This is a genomic window from Streptomyces purpurascens (assembly GCF_045040895.1).
Taxonomy (GTDB): domain Bacteria; phylum Actinomycetota; class Actinomycetes; order Streptomycetales; family Streptomycetaceae; genus Streptomyces; species Streptomyces purpurascens.
The window spans coordinates 4,369,080-4,384,549 of the sequence record NZ_CP108341.1; the positions used below are offsets into that span (position 1 = coordinate 4,369,080).

Sequence of the window (15,470 nt, forward strand, 5' to 3'; positions counted from 1 at the left end):
CGGCGTCTTCTCTCCCCGCCCAGATGATGAGGCCGCGCCCGCTGGAGCACGGCGGCTGCTCTTCGAACCGTTCCTGAACTCCGAGCCGCATAGCGGGCCGGTGCCTCGCAGGGCCCGTCACCGCCCCCGCACCACCGGCCACGACCAGCGCCGCACCGGCTCCCCCGCCCCCAGCACCCCCACAAGAAGGGCCGCGACCGCCACCACCGCCCACCGATCATGCGCCGCCGCCCACCGCTCGTCCTGCACCGGCACGAACAGCGCCCACCGCCCGGGCCAGAACAGCAGGGCCAGCATCGCCGAGGTCAACAGGCCGGCCGCGAGCCGCGGCCCGGGCCGTGCGATGTCGCTGCGGCGCACCGCGACCACCGCGGCGGCCACCGCCAGCGCGAAGGCCGACCCGGCCTCCAGCGTGATGTCGGCGACCGGCGGCCGTAGGTCCCGCGGCACCAGCAGCAGCGCTGCCGTCCACCAGGCGGCCACGACCGGCGCGACGAGCCCCACCCGCAGCGCGATACGGACCGGGCGCGGGGTCGGCACGGTGGCCGTGGTGTGCCGGGCCGGATCGTCCAGAAGGAACACCAGGCCCATCGCGAAGGCCAGGATCGCCACTCGGAGCAGAGGCAGCGCAAGCCACTCCCCCGCCTCGCCGGTCGTCCGCGACAGCGCGGCCATCAGCAGCCCCGTTCCGCCGGCCGCCGCCACCAGACCCAACGGCAGGGTCCGGCAGGCGGCAACGATCAGATCCCCGCTCAGTCGAGGCACTTGTCGTCTCCCTCGGGTGCGGCCACGCCCAGCAGGTCCGCGGCCCGGGCCGCCGTCACCTTGGGCTCGGTCAGCTCGGCCCAGTGGTCCTTCACCCGCGCGGTGGCCTCGCCCCGGGGCTGTTCGAGCAGCGCGCGCAGCACCTCCGTCTGGGCGTCGGTCATGTACAGCCCGTGCGTCGGCTGGAGCACGAGGGCCGAGCCGGTGTCGCTGTCGTCGAGCCGGACCCGGCGCAGCGCGGCCACCGGGTCGGACTCCCAGCCCAGGGCCAGCCACATGACGGTGACGATGCGGCCGTCGCACATCGAGGTCGAGGCCTTCTCATTGCCCGCGACCAGCACTCCGGCGACGGCGGCCGAGAACTCGGGGACGCGGTTGCCGCCCCACTGGGTGCCCACCGTCACCTCGTGCGGCCGCTCCAGCGGCATCAGCGCACCATCGCCGGAGGTCCCGTAGCGGGCCTCCACCCGCTGGCGTACGACGACCTCCTGATCCTGCGCGCCACCCCCGGCCAGGGACCGCACCCGGTCCACCACCCCGGCCCAGTCCGCGACCCGCGGCCCCCACTCGGGGAACGAGCAGTACGTCGACCCGTCCCGCCGGACACAGGACCGCACCTGCTCGGGGTTGGTCGTGGCCCGTTCACGGGCCCGGACCAGTTCAGGCGAGTCGCCGCCCGTCTGGGCCACCCCGCCCACCAGCGTCATGGCCAGCGCCCCGGCGACACCCGCCACGACCACCGGCTTGCGGCCGCCGGCGACCAGCACCGCCACCAAGCCCACGCTCAGCGCCAGCCCGGCCAGGTACAGGGCGTGCCAGCCGGCGGGCCGGCCCAGCAGGTCGGAGGGCAGGGTGTTGGCGCTCGCCTCGGCGACCACCGGCAGCAGCCACCGCCTCCCGCCGTCGCTCATGCCCGAGAAGAAGAGGAACACGAACAGGAGGAACACGACCAGCAACGGCGCGCCGAGAGCGGACCGCACCAGCCCTGCCACGAGCAGCCCGACCAGCCCGAACAGCAGCACGGTCAGCGGCCCCACGAGCAGTTCGCCCACCGAACCGTGCCCGATCGCGCCGGGCCGGAGCGCCTCCCGGCCGAACTGCACGGCCACACACACGCCGGTGACCAGGGCCGCGGCGACGACCGACAGCGCATGGGCGGCCGTACGCCGCCACGGCAGGAGGACCAGCACCGCGAAGTGATGCTCGGTCCCGTGCCGCCGCGAGCGCAGCGCCGCGCGATTGACGCACAGCAGCACCGCGAGCCCGACGAGCATCGGCGCGCTCTGGGTGGCGCGGTCGGCGTCTTGGAGGGCCGGATAGCCTCCCCAGTCCCTCCCGGAGCGCCAAACGGTCCAGCCGCCGTAGGCGGCGAAGGCGATCAGCACCGGCAGCCTCGTCAGCAGCCGACGCGTCTCGAACACGGCCAGGGCGACCACGGCGGCCCACGGCCCACCCCGCTCGGCCCGCTCGTCGGACGCGACCGGCTTCTCCATCACCGCGGTCATGCCGCCACCTCCACGGCGTCACCGTCGAGGGTGAGCAGATAGCCGTCCTCCAGGGTGGGTTCGAGAAGCTCGGCGCCGTCCGGCGGATCCCCCACGTTCCGGAAGGAGCCGGTCCCCGTGCGCCATCCCGCCTTCGCGCCCGGGTCCCGCTCGGTGCTGCTCCACACCCGCCCCGCGGCCCGCGCGGTCAGCTCGGCCGGAGTGCCCTCGAACCGCACCCGGCCACCGGCCATGACCAACACACGGTGGCAGAGCATCGCCACGTCCTCCGTCTGATGGGTGGACAGCAGCACCGTGCGCCCCTCCCCGGCCCCCGCGATCAACTCCCGGAACCGCATGCGCTGTTCGGGATCGAGCCCGACGGTGGGCTCGTCGAGGACCAGGAACCCGGGGTCACCGACCAGGGCGGCTCCGAGTCCGACCCGCTGCCGCATCCCGCCCGACAACTTCCGGATCCGCTTCCCGCGTACGTCGGCCAGCCCCACCTCCTCCAGCACCCGCCGCACCTCCCGATGCCGGTCGGCTCGACCGGTCATCTCCTTCAGGATCGCCACGTAGTCGACGAACTCGAAGGCCGTGAAGTCCGGATGGAACCCCGGCGTCTGCGGCAGGTAACCCAGCCTGCGCCGCACCTCCTGCCGGCCCCGCGCGGTGCCCGGGTCATGTCCGAGCACGGTGAAGGCGCCCTGGTCGGCGGGCAGGGCCGTGGCGAGGACGCGCAGCAGCGTGGTCTTGCCGGCGCCGTTGGGCCCGAGCAGTCCGGTGACGCCGGCGGACAGCCGCAGCGACACGTCGTCGAGGGCGCGGGTGCCTCCGTAGCGGAGGCCGAGCCCGGAGGCGGACACGGTGACGGTCATACGGCACGTCCCTGAAAGAGGTCGAATCGGTCACGGAGCAGAAAGAGCAGCCCGGCGGCGAGCGCGGCGACCACCGCCGACACGCCCTGCCCGGCCACGGTGAACGGCGCGAGCGGCGTCTGCGCGCCCGCTCGCAGGGCATCGGCCAGCAACAGCAGCCCGACCCACGCCCCGCCGACCAGCGACGGCGCGAGCACCGGCCCCAGCCGCGGCGTCAGCGCGAGCCCCGTCGCGGTGAGCGCCAGCGCGGGCAGCAGCCAGGCCAGCGCACCCAGCCCGTACGCGGGCAGCGCGAGGGTCGCCAGCCCGTTCAGGCCCAGCACCACGCCCAGCACGGCCACCGTCCGGATCATCAGCAGCCGGAACCCGTGCATCGGGGCGACGACGGCCATCTCGTACGTCGGATCCAGCGCGGGCCCGTACGACAACGCCACCCCGGCGAGCGGCAGCAGCGGCGCGAGCGCGAGGAACAGCGTGGGGGACTCCCCGCCCCGTACGACATGCCCCGCCACCACACTCAGCAGCAGCACGGCGACGACGGCTCCCAGCCAGGACCGCCGCAGCACCGGTGCCGCCGCCAGCAGCCGCGCGATGTGCCCGGGCACCCCGAGCCGCACGAGCAGCGACTCCAGCACCCCCGTCCGGGGCGCGTCCAGCTCGGCGTCGAGCCGCTCCCACCCCGCGTCGAGGGCGACCGGGTCACTGACCTCGCCCAGCGCCTCCCGGCACCGGGCACAGGCTCCCAGGTGCGCATCGGCGGACCACAGAGCCGGCGCCGCCAACTCCCCCCGCGCATAGGCGCGCAGGTCCTCTTCCGGCACATGCCAACTCATGCCAACGCCTCCCGCAACTGCTTGCGAGCCCGCATCGCCCGCGTCTTGACCGTCCCCGGCGGAATTCCGAGCAGTACGGCCGCTTCCCGGGTGGTGAGCCCGTCGATGACCGTCGCCTGCAGCACCGCCCGCAGCTCCGGCGACAGCCGGACGAGGGCGCCGGCGAGGTCCCCGTGCTCCACCCCCGCGAGCACGCGTTCCTCCGCCGAGACCTCGTCCCGGTGCCGCAGCCGCGCCAGGGCCTGTCGCACCCGCCCCCGTGCCCCGTCACCGCGCAGCGCGTCCACCAGCCGCCGCGACCCGATGCGCCACAGCCACCCCGCCACATCGACGTCCTCCCGATAGCGGGCCTTGCCCCGCCACACCGCGAGGAACGTCTCCTGTACGACGTCGTCGACGACCCCCGGATCGGCGCACCGCCCCCGCAACCGGGCCCGGAGCCATGGCGCGTACCGCCGGTACAGCTCCTCGAAGGCACGCCGGTCGGCATCCGCGGCAATGGCCCGCAGCAGCTCCCCGTCGCTTCTCGTTTCGCTCACGTCTCCTCATCGGACCACCCGGTGCGAACGGTTCACGAAACCACGCACGACTTTCCGGCCCTCCTGGACGGGCGACGCCCGTCGGGCACCCGCAACCGATGCCCGCCCCCTGGCCGTGCCCGCCCCCGAGCACCGGCGGGCCAACGGTGCCCCGGCCCCGGCCGTCCCCCTTCTGGCCCCCTCCGTACCTGGAAATCGGCCGCTTCCGTACTGGAAACCGGCCGCCGCCTGCCCCGCCGCCTCCCCCTGAGCCGCCCCCCGCCTCCTCCCGCGAGGAGTGGACGCGCGGCCCGCCTCTCGGAGACACTCCGGACAGGCCGGGGCACCAGGGACCATCCACAGGCTGTGGGCAAGGTCCGGACCCCCGCGAGCCGCCCCCCGCTATCCCGCACGTCATGTCTCCGTAACCATCGATTCAGACGAGCTTGCGACGCTCGGGCAATGAATCCCGCCGTGCCAGAGCCTTCGCCACCCCGAGAGGGGCCTGCGGGGAACGGGAACACTCATGTGACGCCCCCGCTCCCGCCCGCGCTGTCCGACGCGCCCGTGATGCTCGCGGCGCGGAAGAATGGGTCCATGAGCCAGCCGAACACCCAGGCACAGGTCCAGCACGCGCAGCCCTCCGTGGGCTCCATCGCGGCCCACCGCCCGCACACCATCGCGGCGGCCGTCTCCGACCTCGAACCCGACATCGACGCCGACCTCGACGCGTACGAGGAGTCGCAGGCCGACGGCGCCCCCGCGCTGCCGCAGGGCAGGTTCCTCGACCGGGAACGCAGCTGGCTCGCGTTCAACGAGCGCGTTCTCGAACTCGCCGAGGACCCGAACACCCCCTTGCTGGAGCGGGCCAACTTCCTCGCGATCTTCGCCAGCAACCTGGACGAGTTCTTCATGGTCCGGGTGGCCGGTCTGAAGCGCCGTATCGCCACCGGCGTGGCCACCCTCTCCGCCTCCGGCCTCCAGCCCCGCGAGGTGCTGGAGATGATCTGGGCCCGCTCCCGCGAGCTCATGGCCCGGCACGCCGCCTGCTACCACGAGGACGTCGCCCCCGCCCTCGCGGAGGAGGGCATCCACCTGGTCCGCTGGAACGAACTGCAGGAGAAGGAGCAGGCCCGCCTGTTCACCCTGTTCCGGCACCAGATCTTCCCCGTGCTGACCCCGCTGGCGGTCGACCCGGCGCACCCCTTCCCGTACATCTCCGGCCTGTCCCTGAACCTGGCCGTCGTCGTACGGAACCCGGTCACGGGCCACAAGCACTTCGCCCGCGTGAAGGTGCCGCCGCTGCTGTCGAGGTTCCTGGAGAGCTCCCCGGGCCGCTACGTCCCCATCGAGGACGTCATCGCCGCCCACCTGGAGGAGCTGTTCCCGGGCATGGAGGTCCTGGAGCACCACGCCTTCCGCCTGACCAGGAACGAGGACCTGGAGGTCGAGGAGGACGACGCGGAGAACCTGCTCCAGGCCCTGGAGAAGGAGCTCATGCGGCGCCGCTTCGGGCCGCCGGTGCGCCTGGAGGTCGAGGAGTCCATCGACCGCGAGGTCCTGGACCTGCTCGTCCGCGAGCTGAAGATCAGCGAGGCCGAGGTGTACCCGCTGCCGGGCCCGCTGGACCTCACGGGCCTGTTCCGGATCGCCACCCTGGAACGCCCGGAGCTGAAGTACCGCAAGTTCGTCGCCGGCACCCATCGCGACCTCGCCGAGGTCGAGTCGGCGTCCGCGCCGGACATCTTCGCCGCGCTCCGGGAGCGGGACGTCCTGCTGCACCACCCGTACGACTCGTTCTCCACCTCCGTCCAGGCCTTCCTGGAGCAGGCGGCCGGCGACCCGGACGTCCTCGCGATCAAGCAGACCCTGTACCGGACCTCGGGCGACTCCCCCATAGTCGACGCCCTCATCGAGGCCGCCGAGTCCGGCAAGCAGGTCCTGGTCCTGGTCGAGATCAAGGCCCGCTTCGACGAGCACGCCAACATCAAGTGGGCGCGCAAGCTCGAGGAGTCCGGCTGCCACGTGGTCTACGGCCTGGTCGGTCTGAAGACCCACTGCAAGCTTTCGCTGGTGGTCCGCCAGGAGGGCGAGACGCTCCGCCGCTACAGCCACGTCGGCACCGGCAACTACCACCCGAAGACGGCCCGCCTCTACGAGGACCTCGGTCTGCTCACGGCCGACCCCCAGGTCGGCGCGGACCTCTCGGACCTCTTCAACCGTCTCTCCGGCTACTCCCGCCGCGAGACCTACCGCCGTCTCCTGGTCGCCCCCAAGTCGCTGCGCGACGGCCTGGTCGCGCGGATCACCAAGGAGATACAGCACCACCGCGCGGGACGGCCCGCGCACGTCCGTATCAAGGTCAACTCGATGGTCGACGAGGCCGTCATCGACGCCTGCTACCGCGCGGCCCAGGCGGGCGTGCCGGTGGACGTGTGGGTGCGCGGCATCTGCGCGCTGCGCCCGGGCGTGGCGGGCCTGTCGGAGAACATCCGGGTCCGCTCGATCCTCGGCCGCTTCCTGGAGCACTCCCGGGTGTTCGGCTTCGGCAACGGCGGCGAGCCCGAGGTGTGGATCGGCAGCGCCGACATGATGCACCGCAACCTCGACCGCCGGATAGAGGCCCTGGTCAGGGTCACCGACCCGGCCCACCGGGCAGCCCTGAACCGGCTGCTGGAGACCGGCATGTCCGACGGCACCGCCTCCTGGCATCTCGGTCCGGACGGCGACTGGACGCGGCATGCGACCGACGCGGACGGCCAGCCTCTGCGCAACGTCCAGGAGATGCTCATAGACGCGCGGAGGCGCCGGCGTGGCACAGCGACACCTTGACCCGACGACCCCCCTGACCGGGCCCGCCCCCACCGGGGACGCCCTCGCGGGCTACCTGCGGGCCCAGGCCACGGAGTTCCTCCGAGCGCTGCGCCTGCACCGCGAGACGGGGCCGGGCGCCGGCGCCTCGGACGGGTCCGCCGACGCGGCGCGCGCCCTGCGCCGCTCGGCCCGCCGTATCAGCGCCAGCCTGCACACGTTCCAGTCCCTCCTGGACACGGACTGGTGCGAGGGCATGCGCCCGGAACTGGCCTGGGTCTCGGGAACCCTGGCCATGGAACACGCGTACACCTCCCGCCTGGAACGCCTGCTGAACGCCCTGCACCGCCTGTCGGGCTCCACGGCGCTCCCAGGGCAAACGGCAGCCGCGGCGGCACCCACCAAGGCCAGTGCCCCGGCCCACCAGACCTCCGCGCCGGAACGCGGCAACCTCACAGTCGGCGCGGCCAAAGCGGGCGCCCTGCTCGACCGCCAGCTCAACCTCGCCCGCACCCGAGCCCACTCCACGGCCCTGCAGGCCCTGGGCAGCAGCCGCTTCCACGCCATCGCGGACAAGGTCGCGGTCCTGGCCAGCGAGGTCCCCCTCACCAAGACCGCCGTCACCACCGACCTCCGCCCCCTCGCCACGTCGGCCGAGGGCCGCCTCACGGACGCCGTGGCCGCCCTCCCCCTCGTCACCGCGGGAAACCCGTACAACGCCTCGGCCCTCGTCCACGGCCTGTCCCCGGACACGGTCCCGCACCCGCAGGACGCCCCCTGGCACCAGGTCCGCCTGCTGCTGCGCCTGCACCGCTACGCCCGCGAGGCCCTGCGCGGCGAGACCGACGGCAACGCCGTCGTCGACCTGCGTCTGCTCTCCGCCGGCCAGGCCCTGAACCGCCACCGCGACGCCTCGGAGGCGGCGGCAGCGGCGGCCCAGGCGGCCCGCACCCCCCGCATCGCCCCCGCGACGGCGTACGCGCTCGGCGTGCTCCACGCCGACCAGCGGCACGAGGTGGAAGCGGCCCGATTCGCGTTTCAGCAGTGCTGGCAGAAGGAAACCGTCAGCACGTCATGACCGGCCACGCCACCGAGGAGGCGGTCAGGTGAGCTCCCCCGACGACACCACTGTTCAGGCGGCGGGCTGCGTCCTGTGGCGCAGTTCCCCCGTCACGGGCGAGCTGGAGGTCTGCCTCGTCCACCGGCCGAAATACGACGACTGGTCCTGGCCGAAGGGCAAGCTCAAACGCGGCGAGGAGGCGCTCACCGGTGCCCTGCGCGAGGTGGCGGAGGAGACGGGCTGCCGGGCCGTGCCGGGCGCCGAGCTGCCCACCCAGCGCTACCTGGCGAACGGCCGCCCCAAGCAGGTCCGCTACTGGGCGGCCGAGGCTATGACCTGCGAGTTCTCCCCGTCGGACGAGGTCGACCGGGTCCTGTGGCTGACCCCCGCCGCCGCCCGCGCCCGTCTCACACAGCCCCACGACCGCCCCCTGGTCGACGCGCTGCTCGCGTTACCCGCGCCGGAAAGCGGAACCCGCACGTGCTCTCCCCGTAAGCGTTCCGTGACCTAACCACACCTTCGGCAGGGGTTCACCCCTCGTTCATTTATGGCCAGCGGCGGCTTCACCTGATCTGCCTAATTTCAGCCTTACCCGACGCGAACCGCGCCTGCCGCGTGTCAGCGTCGCGCGTCACCCGGACTCTCCGCACGCCGCCGAAATCAGGACGGCGGCTCCTGGAAGGAACTCAAGTGAAGCTTCAGCGCATGAACCGGCGGGCCCTCGCTCTCGGTGCTCTCGCCGTCTCCGGCGCCCTGGCCCTCACGGCGTGCGGCTCCGACGACACGGGCACCAGCAGCGGCGGCTCGTCCGCGGCCGCCAAGCCCGGCAGCATCAAGTGCGACGACGCCAAGGGCCAGCTGCTGGCCGACGGCTCGTCCGCGCAGAAGAACGCGATCGACGCCTGGGTCAAGCAGTTCACGGCCGCCTGCCAGGGCACGCAGATCAACTACAAGGGCGGCGGCTCCGGCGCCGGCGTCACCGCGTTCACGCAGGGCCAGGTCGCCTTCGCCGGCTCCGACTCCGCCCTGAAGCCCGACGAGGTCACGGCCTCCAAGAAGGTCTGCACCGGCGGCCAGGGCATCGACCTGCCGATGGTCGGCGGCCCGATCGCGGTCGGTTACAACGTCAACGGCGTCGACAACCTCGTCCTCGACGCCGCGACCCTCGCGAAGATCTTCAACAACGAGATCACCAACTGGAACGACCCGCAGATCAAGAAGCTGAACCCCGACGCGAAGCTTCCGGACCTCAAGATCCAGGCGTTCCACCGCTCGGACGACTCCGGCACCACGGACAACTTCACCAAGTACCTGATCGACACCGCCAAGAAGGACTGGCCCTACGACGGCGGCAAGACCTGGCAGGCCAAGGGCGGCCAGTCCGCCTCCGGCTCCTCCGGTGTCGCCCAGCAGGTGAAGCAGACCAACGGCGCCATCGGCTACTTCGAGCTGTCGTACGCCAAGGACGGCCTGAAGACCGTGGACCTCGACACGGGTGCCGCCCAGCCGGTCAAGGCCACCGTCGAGAACGCCACCAAGGCCATCTCCGAGGCCAAGGTCGTCGGCACGGGCAAGGACCTCGCGCTGGAGCTGAACTACGGCACCAAGGCCGAGGGCGCCTACCCGATGGTCCTCGTCACCTACGAGATCGTCTGCGACAAGGGCAACAAGGCCGAGACGCTGCCCGCCACCAAGGCGTTCCTGCGCTACATCGCCTCCGAGGAGGGCCAGAAGATCCTCGCCGAGGCCGACTACGCGCCGATCCCCGCCGACATCATCTCCCAGGTCCGCACCACCGTCGAAGGCCTGAGCTGACCCGCGTGCGGCCCGGTCCCCTCCCCGGGACCGGGCCGCACCGTCCGGTGCACCGCCGCCAGTGGCCGTACCTCCGGTACGGCTCCGCAGAGCCATCGCACACCGCGTACGGCTCCGCAGACCGGAGAACCTGATGGACACATCCACACAGATAACCGACGCACCTCCCCCCGCTCCGCAGCCGGCCACCGACAAGCGCGCGGCGCGCGGGGCCACCCGGCCCGGAGACCGGATCTTCCTCGGTCTCTCCCGCGGCTCGGGCATCCTGCTGCTGGTGATCATGGCCGCGATCGCGGCCTTCCTCACCTACCGCGCCTCCCTCGCGATCAGCAAGGACCAGGGCAACTTCCTCACCACGTTCGAGTGGGACACCAACCTCGTCCCGCCGAACTTCGGCATCGCCGTCCTGGCCTTCGGCACGGTGGTCTCCTCGATCATCGCCATGGTCATCGCGGTCCCGATCGCCGTCGCCATCGCGCTGTTCCTCACGCACTACGCCCCGCGCCGGCTGAGGGGCCCGATCGCCTACGTGATCGACCTGCTCGCCGCCGTGCCGTCCATCGTCTACGGCCTCTGGGGCGCGCTGGTCCTCGTGCCGAACATGACCGGCCTCTTCAGCTGGCTGAACGACTACCTGGGCTGGACCGGCATCTTCTCCTGGGAGGGCGGCGCCCCCCGCTCCATGCTGACCGTCGGCATCCTGCTCGCGATCATGATCCTGCCGATCATCACCAACGTGAGCCGCGAGGTCTTCCGCCAGGTCCCGCAGATGCACGAGGAGGCGGCCCTGGCGCTCGGCGCCACCCGCTGGGAAGTGATCCGCATGGCGGTCCTGCCCTTCGGCCGCTCCGGCGTCATCTCCGCCTCGATGCTCGGCCTCGGCCGCGCCCTCGGCGAGACCATGGCCGTCGCCACCGTGCTCTCCCCGACCTTCCTGATCGAGACCAGCCTGCTCGACCCGGGCGGCGGCACGTTCGCGCAGAACATCGCCAGCAAGTTCGGTGAGGCCACCGAGTTCGGCCGGGACGCGCTGATCGCCTCCGGTCTGGTCCTGTTCGTCATCACCCTGCTGGTCAACGGCGCGGCCCGCGCGATCATCGCCCGCCGCAAGGAGTACTCGGGGGCCAACGCATGAGCACCGCAACCATCGCCCCCAAGGGCCCCAGCACCCTGCGCGGCGCCCGCCTGCCCAAGTGGGCCCCGTACGCCATCGCCGCCGGCTCCGTCGCCGTCGCGATCGGCATCGGCCTCGCCGGCGGCCTGCACAGCCGGGTCCAGTGGGGCCTGATCGCCGCGCTCCTCTACCTCTTCGGCACGTACGGCATCGCCACGGCCGTCGAGGGCAAGCGCCAGGCCAAGGACCGCATCGCGACCTCCTTCGTGTGGGTCGCCTTCCTGCTCGCGGTCGTACCGCTGGCCTCGCTGATCTGGTCGACCGTCACACGCGGTGTGAAGGTCCTCGACATCTACTTCCTGACGCACTCCATGGGCGTCGTCGCCGACACCGAGCCCGGCGGCGGTATCTACCACGCCATCCTCGGCACCCTGGAGCAGGTCGGTCTCGCCACGGTGATCGCCGCGCCGATCGGCGTGCTCACCGCGATCTATCTCGTGGAGTACGGCCGGGGGAACCTCTCCAAGGCCATCACGTTCTTCGTCGACGTCATGACCGGCATTCCGTCGATCGTCGCGGGTCTGTTCATCCTCAGCCTCATGCTGATGTTCGACATGCAGCCCTTCGGCTTCGCCGGCTCGCTGGCCCTGGCCATCCTGATGATGCCGGTCGTCGTCCGCTCCACAGAGGAGATGCTCAAGCTCGTCCCGAACGAGCTGCGCGAGGCCTCCCTGGCGCTGGGCATCCCGAAGTGGCGCACCATCCTGAAGGTGGTCCTGCCGACCTCCATCGGCGGCATCACCACGGGCATCATGCTGTCGATCGCCCGCATCACCGGCGAGACCGCCCCGGTCCTGCTGCTGGTGTGGGGCAACGCGTTCATCAACGCCAACCCCTTCGAGGGTGCGCAGGCCTCGCTGCCGCTGTACATCTATCAGCAGTACGCGAACAGCGCGGGCTCCGGTGCGGCCTACGACCGTGCCTGGGCGGCGTCGCTCACCCTCATCGCCTTCGTGATGCTCCTGAACCTGGTGGCCCGCGGGATCGCCCGCTGGAAGGCCCCGAAGACCGGTCGCTGACGCGGCCATACAGCGACTGTCTGAGTCTGGAAGTGACGTACTAATGGCCAAGCGAATCGACGTAAGCGGACTCACCGCCTACTACGGCTCCCACAAGGCGATCGAGGACATCTCGATGACCGTCGAGCCGCGCTCGGTGACGGCGTTCATCGGCCCGTCCGGCTGCGGCAAGTCGACGTTCCTGCGCACGCTGAACCGCATGCACGAGGTGACGTCCGGCGGCCGGGTCGAGGGCAAGGTCCTGCTGGACGACGAGGACCTCTACGGGTCGGGCATCGACCCGGTGTCCGTGCGCCGCGAGGTCGGCATGGTGTTCCAGCGCCCGAACCCGTTCCCCACGATGTCGATCTTCGACAACGTGGCGGCGGGGCTGCGGCTGAACGGCAGCTACAAGAAGAGCGAGCTCTCCGACATCGTCGAGCGGTCGCTCAAGGGCGCGAACCTCTGGAACGAGGTCAAGGACCGCCTGAACAAGCCCGGCTCGGGCCTCTCCGGCGGCCAGCAGCAGCGCCTGTGCATCGCGCGGGCGATCGCGGTGGAGCCGAACGTCCTCCTCATGGACGAGCCCTGCTCGGCGCTCGACCCGATCTCCACCCTCGCCATCGAGGACCTGATCGGCGAGCTGAAGGAGCGCTACACGATCGTCATCGTGACGCACAACATGCAGCAGGCGGCGCGCGTCTCCGACCGCACGGCGTTCTTCAACCTCGCGGCGGTCGGCCAGCCCGGCAAGCTCATCGAGATCGACGAGACGGAGCGCATCTTCTCCAACCCGTCGGTCCAGGCCACGGAGGACTACATCTCCGGCCGCTTCGGCTGATCCGGCCCCGCCGAGACTCCTCGCGGTGCTGCATGGCGGTGCCACCGCGAGGCCGAAAAGGGCCCGCCCCTACTCCCAGGGGCGGGCCTTTTCGCGTGCTGAAGGTGTTCGGCGATCTCGACGGACGCCTAGAGGAAGGCGAGGCTCACGATCCCGTACGACGCCGCGGCGACCAGCGCGGCCGCCGGCATCGTGATGAACCAGCCGAGAATGATGTTCTTGGCGACGCCCCACCGCACGGCGTTCACGCGCTTCGTCGCGCCCACGCCCATGATCGCGGACGTGATCACATGCGTCGTGGAGATCGGCGCCTTGAACAGGAACGCCGTGGTGAACATGATCGACGCGCCCGTGGTCTCCGCCGCGAACCCCTGCGGCGGGTCCAGCTCGATGATCTTCCGTCCCAGCGTCCGCATGATCCGCCAGCCACCGGCGTACGTGCCCAGCGACAGCATCACCGCGCAGGCGATCTTCACCCACACCGGAATGGGATCGCCGTAGTCCTCGACATCCGCGATGACGAGGGCCATCACCACGATGCCCATCGTCTTCTGCGCGTCCTGCAGACCGTGCCCCAGCGCCATACCCGCGGCCGAGACGGTCTGGGCTATGCGGAAACCCCTCTTGGCCTTGTGCGGGTTGGCCTTGCGGAAGATCCACATGATCGCGGTCATCACCAGATAGCCGACCAGCAGACCGACCACCGGGGAGATGAACATGGGGATGACGACCTTGTCCAGCACCCCGCTCCAGTAGACCGTCGTCCCGCCGGCCAGCGCCGCACCCACCATGCCGCCGAACAGCGCGTGCGAGGAGGAAGAAGGCAGCCCGAAGTACCAGGTGATGAGGTTCCAGACGATCGCACCCACCAGCGCGGCGAAGAGGATCCCCATCCCCTTCGACCCGACGGGCGTCTGGATCAGCCCCTCGCTGACGGTCTTGGCGACCCCGGAGCCCATGAACGCGCCGGCGAGGTTCATCACCGCGGCCATGGCCAGCGCGGCCCGCGGCGTCAGCGCCCGCGTCGACACGGACGTGGCGATCGCGTTCGCCGAATCGTGGAAGCCGTTGGTGTACGTGAAGAAGAGCGCGACCGCGATGGTCACGACCAGAGCGAAGGTGTCCATGTGGGGCTCAGGACTCCTTGACGGCGATGGTCTCCACCGTGTTAGCCACGTGCTCGAACGCGTCCGCCGCCTCTTCCAGCACGTCCACGATCTGCTTGAGCTTGAGGACCTCCATGGCGTCGTACTTGCCGTTGAAGAGGTGCGCGAGCAGCTTGCGGTGGATCTGGTCGGCCTGGTTCTCCAGCCGGTTGACCTCGATCCAGTACTCGGTGAGGTTCTCCATCGTCCGCAGATGCGGCATGGCTTCGGCCGTCAGTTCGGCAGCGCGCGCCAGTACCTCGATCTGCTGGTCGACGCCCTTGGGCAGTTCCTCGACGTTGTAGAGGACGACCAGGTCGACGGCCTCCTCCATGAAGTCCATGATGTCGTCGAGGGACGAGGCGAGGGAGTAGATGTCCTCGCGGTCGAACGGCGTGATGAACGAGGAGTTCAACTGGTGGAAGATCGCGTGCGTGGCATCGTCACCTGCGTGTTCCGCTGCCCGCATACGCTCTGCGATCTCGGCCCGGGCGGATGCGTCCGCCCCGAGCAGTTCCATCAGGAGCTTCGAGCCCGTGACGATGTTGTCCGCGGAAGCGGCGAACATGTCGTAGAAGCTCGTCTCCCTGGGGGTCAGACGAAAGCGCACGTGGGGTCCTCGGGGTGCTTCGGTTTCGGTCAGGCCGATGCTAGGCGCATCATCCGGCCACGGCTATCGGGCCGCCCCCCAGTGTCGCCCATCGGGCACAGTGGTGAGCACGGGGGCGGTCCGAGGGGCCGTATACCCAGCAAAGTTCGGTACCATATACCCACTAGGGGTATATGTCGGCTCACTGCCCACCAGGAGGACCCGATGACGGACGTGACCGACACCACCGATGTCGGAAATGTCACCGACGCCGGTGTTCACGGGTACCACAAGCAGAAGGACGAACACCTCAAGCGCCTGCGCCGCATCGAGGGCCAGATCCGCGGCCTGCAGCGCATGGTCGACGAGGACGTCTACTGCATCGACATACTCACGCAGGTCTCCGCCTCCACCAAGGCCCTGCAGTCCTTCGCCCTGCAGCTGCTGGAGGAGCACCTGCGCCACTGCGTCGCGGACGCGGCCCTCAAGGGCGGTGACGAGATCGACGCGAAGGTCAAGGAGGCGACCCAGGCGATCGCCCGCATGCTGCGGACGTGAG

15 protein-coding genes are annotated in these 15,470 nt (G+C 70.9%); 8 read left to right on the plus strand and 7 right to left on the minus strand.

What is annotated here, in order from left to right; genetic code table 11:
- Window positions 1-117 precede the first annotated feature (117 nt).
- From OHU35_RS19885 to OHU35_RS19905, 5 genes are read right to left on the minus strand one after another with little or no spacing between them, the layout of a single operon-like run.
- The gene (locus OHU35_RS19885; protein ID WP_229873378.1) at window positions 118-765 is read right to left on the minus strand and encodes an ABC transporter; all 648 of its coding nucleotides are present in this window, start codon (window positions 763-765) and stop codon (window positions 118-120) included.
- On the minus strand, window positions 753-2,270 hold the full coding sequence (locus OHU35_RS19890) for an ABC transporter permease (RefSeq protein WP_405506213.1): 1,518 nt from the start codon (window positions 2,268-2,270) through the stop codon (window positions 753-755). The genes OHU35_RS19885 and OHU35_RS19890 overlap by 13 nt, the downstream gene beginning before the upstream one ends.
- Complete coding sequence (locus tag OHU35_RS19895) at window positions 2,267-3,127, minus strand: ABC transporter ATP-binding protein (RefSeq protein WP_189729546.1); 861 nt, start codon at window positions 3,125-3,127, stop codon at window positions 2,267-2,269. The genes OHU35_RS19890 and OHU35_RS19895 overlap by 4 nt, the downstream gene beginning before the upstream one ends.
- Entirely contained in the window at window positions 3,124-3,960 is an 837-nt protein-coding gene (locus tag OHU35_RS19900; protein ID WP_405506215.1) for a zf-HC2 domain-containing protein, read from the minus strand. Before OHU35_RS19900 ends, OHU35_RS19895 begins: the two co-directional genes overlap by 4 nt.
- On the minus strand, window positions 3,957-4,499 hold the full coding sequence (locus OHU35_RS19905; RefSeq protein WP_359893061.1) for an RNA polymerase sigma factor: 543 nt from the start codon (window positions 4,497-4,499) through the stop codon (window positions 3,957-3,959). Before OHU35_RS19905 ends, OHU35_RS19900 begins: the two co-directional genes overlap by 4 nt.
- A gap of 441 nt (window positions 4,500-4,940) precedes the next feature.
- Here OHU35_RS19905 and OHU35_RS19910 point away from each other — a divergent pair, with 441 nt between their 5' ends.
- From OHU35_RS19910 to pstB, 7 genes are all read left to right on the plus strand, one after another.
- The gene (locus OHU35_RS19910; protein WP_189729558.1) at window positions 4,941-7,310 is read left to right on the plus strand and encodes an RNA degradosome polyphosphate kinase; all 2,370 of its coding nucleotides are present in this window, start codon (window positions 4,941-4,943) and stop codon (window positions 7,308-7,310) included.
- Complete coding sequence (locus OHU35_RS19915) at window positions 7,291-8,367, plus strand: CHAD domain-containing protein (RefSeq protein ID WP_189729560.1); 1,077 nt, start codon at window positions 7,291-7,293, stop codon at window positions 8,365-8,367. The genes OHU35_RS19910 and OHU35_RS19915 overlap by 20 nt, the downstream gene beginning before the upstream one ends.
- A gap of 28 nt (window positions 8,368-8,395) precedes the next feature.
- Window positions 8,396-8,860: an NUDIX hydrolase gene (locus tag OHU35_RS19920; RefSeq protein WP_405506217.1), complete on the plus strand. Its 465-nt coding sequence runs from the start codon at window positions 8,396-8,398 to the stop codon at window positions 8,858-8,860.
- A 179-nt stretch (window positions 8,861-9,039) separates the two neighbouring features.
- Complete coding sequence (pstS, locus tag OHU35_RS19925; RefSeq protein WP_189729563.1) at window positions 9,040-10,164, plus strand: phosphate ABC transporter substrate-binding protein PstS; 1,125 nt, start codon at window positions 9,040-9,042, stop codon at window positions 10,162-10,164.
- Window positions 10,165-10,297: 133 nt separating this feature from the next.
- The gene (gene pstC / locus OHU35_RS19930; RefSeq protein WP_189729565.1) at window positions 10,298-11,299 is read left to right on the plus strand and encodes a phosphate ABC transporter permease subunit PstC; all 1,002 of its coding nucleotides are present in this window, start codon (window positions 10,298-10,300) and stop codon (window positions 11,297-11,299) included.
- Window positions 11,296-12,357, plus strand: a complete 1,062-nt coding sequence (gene pstA, locus OHU35_RS19935; protein WP_189729567.1) for a phosphate ABC transporter permease PstA — start codon at window positions 11,296-11,298, stop codon at window positions 12,355-12,357. The genes pstC and pstA overlap by 4 nt, the downstream gene beginning before the upstream one ends.
- Before the next feature lie 43 nt (window positions 12,358-12,400).
- Window positions 12,401-13,177, plus strand: a complete 777-nt coding sequence (gene pstB / locus OHU35_RS19940) for a phosphate ABC transporter ATP-binding protein PstB (RefSeq protein ID WP_189729568.1) — start codon at window positions 12,401-12,403, stop codon at window positions 13,175-13,177.
- A gap of 128 nt (window positions 13,178-13,305) precedes the next feature.
- Here the strand turns inward: pstB and OHU35_RS19945 are convergent, their stop codons facing one another.
- Both OHU35_RS19945 and OHU35_RS19950 read right to left on the minus strand, forming a co-directional pair.
- Window positions 13,306-14,304, minus strand: coding sequence for an inorganic phosphate transporter (locus tag OHU35_RS19945; RefSeq protein WP_189729570.1), 999 nt, complete (start codon window positions 14,302-14,304; stop codon window positions 13,306-13,308).
- A gap of 7 nt (window positions 14,305-14,311) precedes the next feature.
- The gene (locus OHU35_RS19950) at window positions 14,312-14,932 is read right to left on the minus strand and encodes a DUF47 domain-containing protein (RefSeq protein WP_059418711.1); all 621 of its coding nucleotides are present in this window, start codon (window positions 14,930-14,932) and stop codon (window positions 14,312-14,314) included.
- A gap of 204 nt (window positions 14,933-15,136) precedes the next feature.
- Between OHU35_RS19950 and OHU35_RS19955 the strand changes: the two genes are divergently transcribed.
- Window positions 15,137-15,469 carry a metal-sensitive transcriptional regulator gene (locus tag OHU35_RS19955; protein ID WP_229873382.1) on the plus strand — a complete coding sequence of 111 codons (333 nt, stop codon included), beginning with the start codon at window positions 15,137-15,139 and terminating at the stop codon, window positions 15,467-15,469.
- Window position 15,470 lies beyond the last annotated feature (1 nt).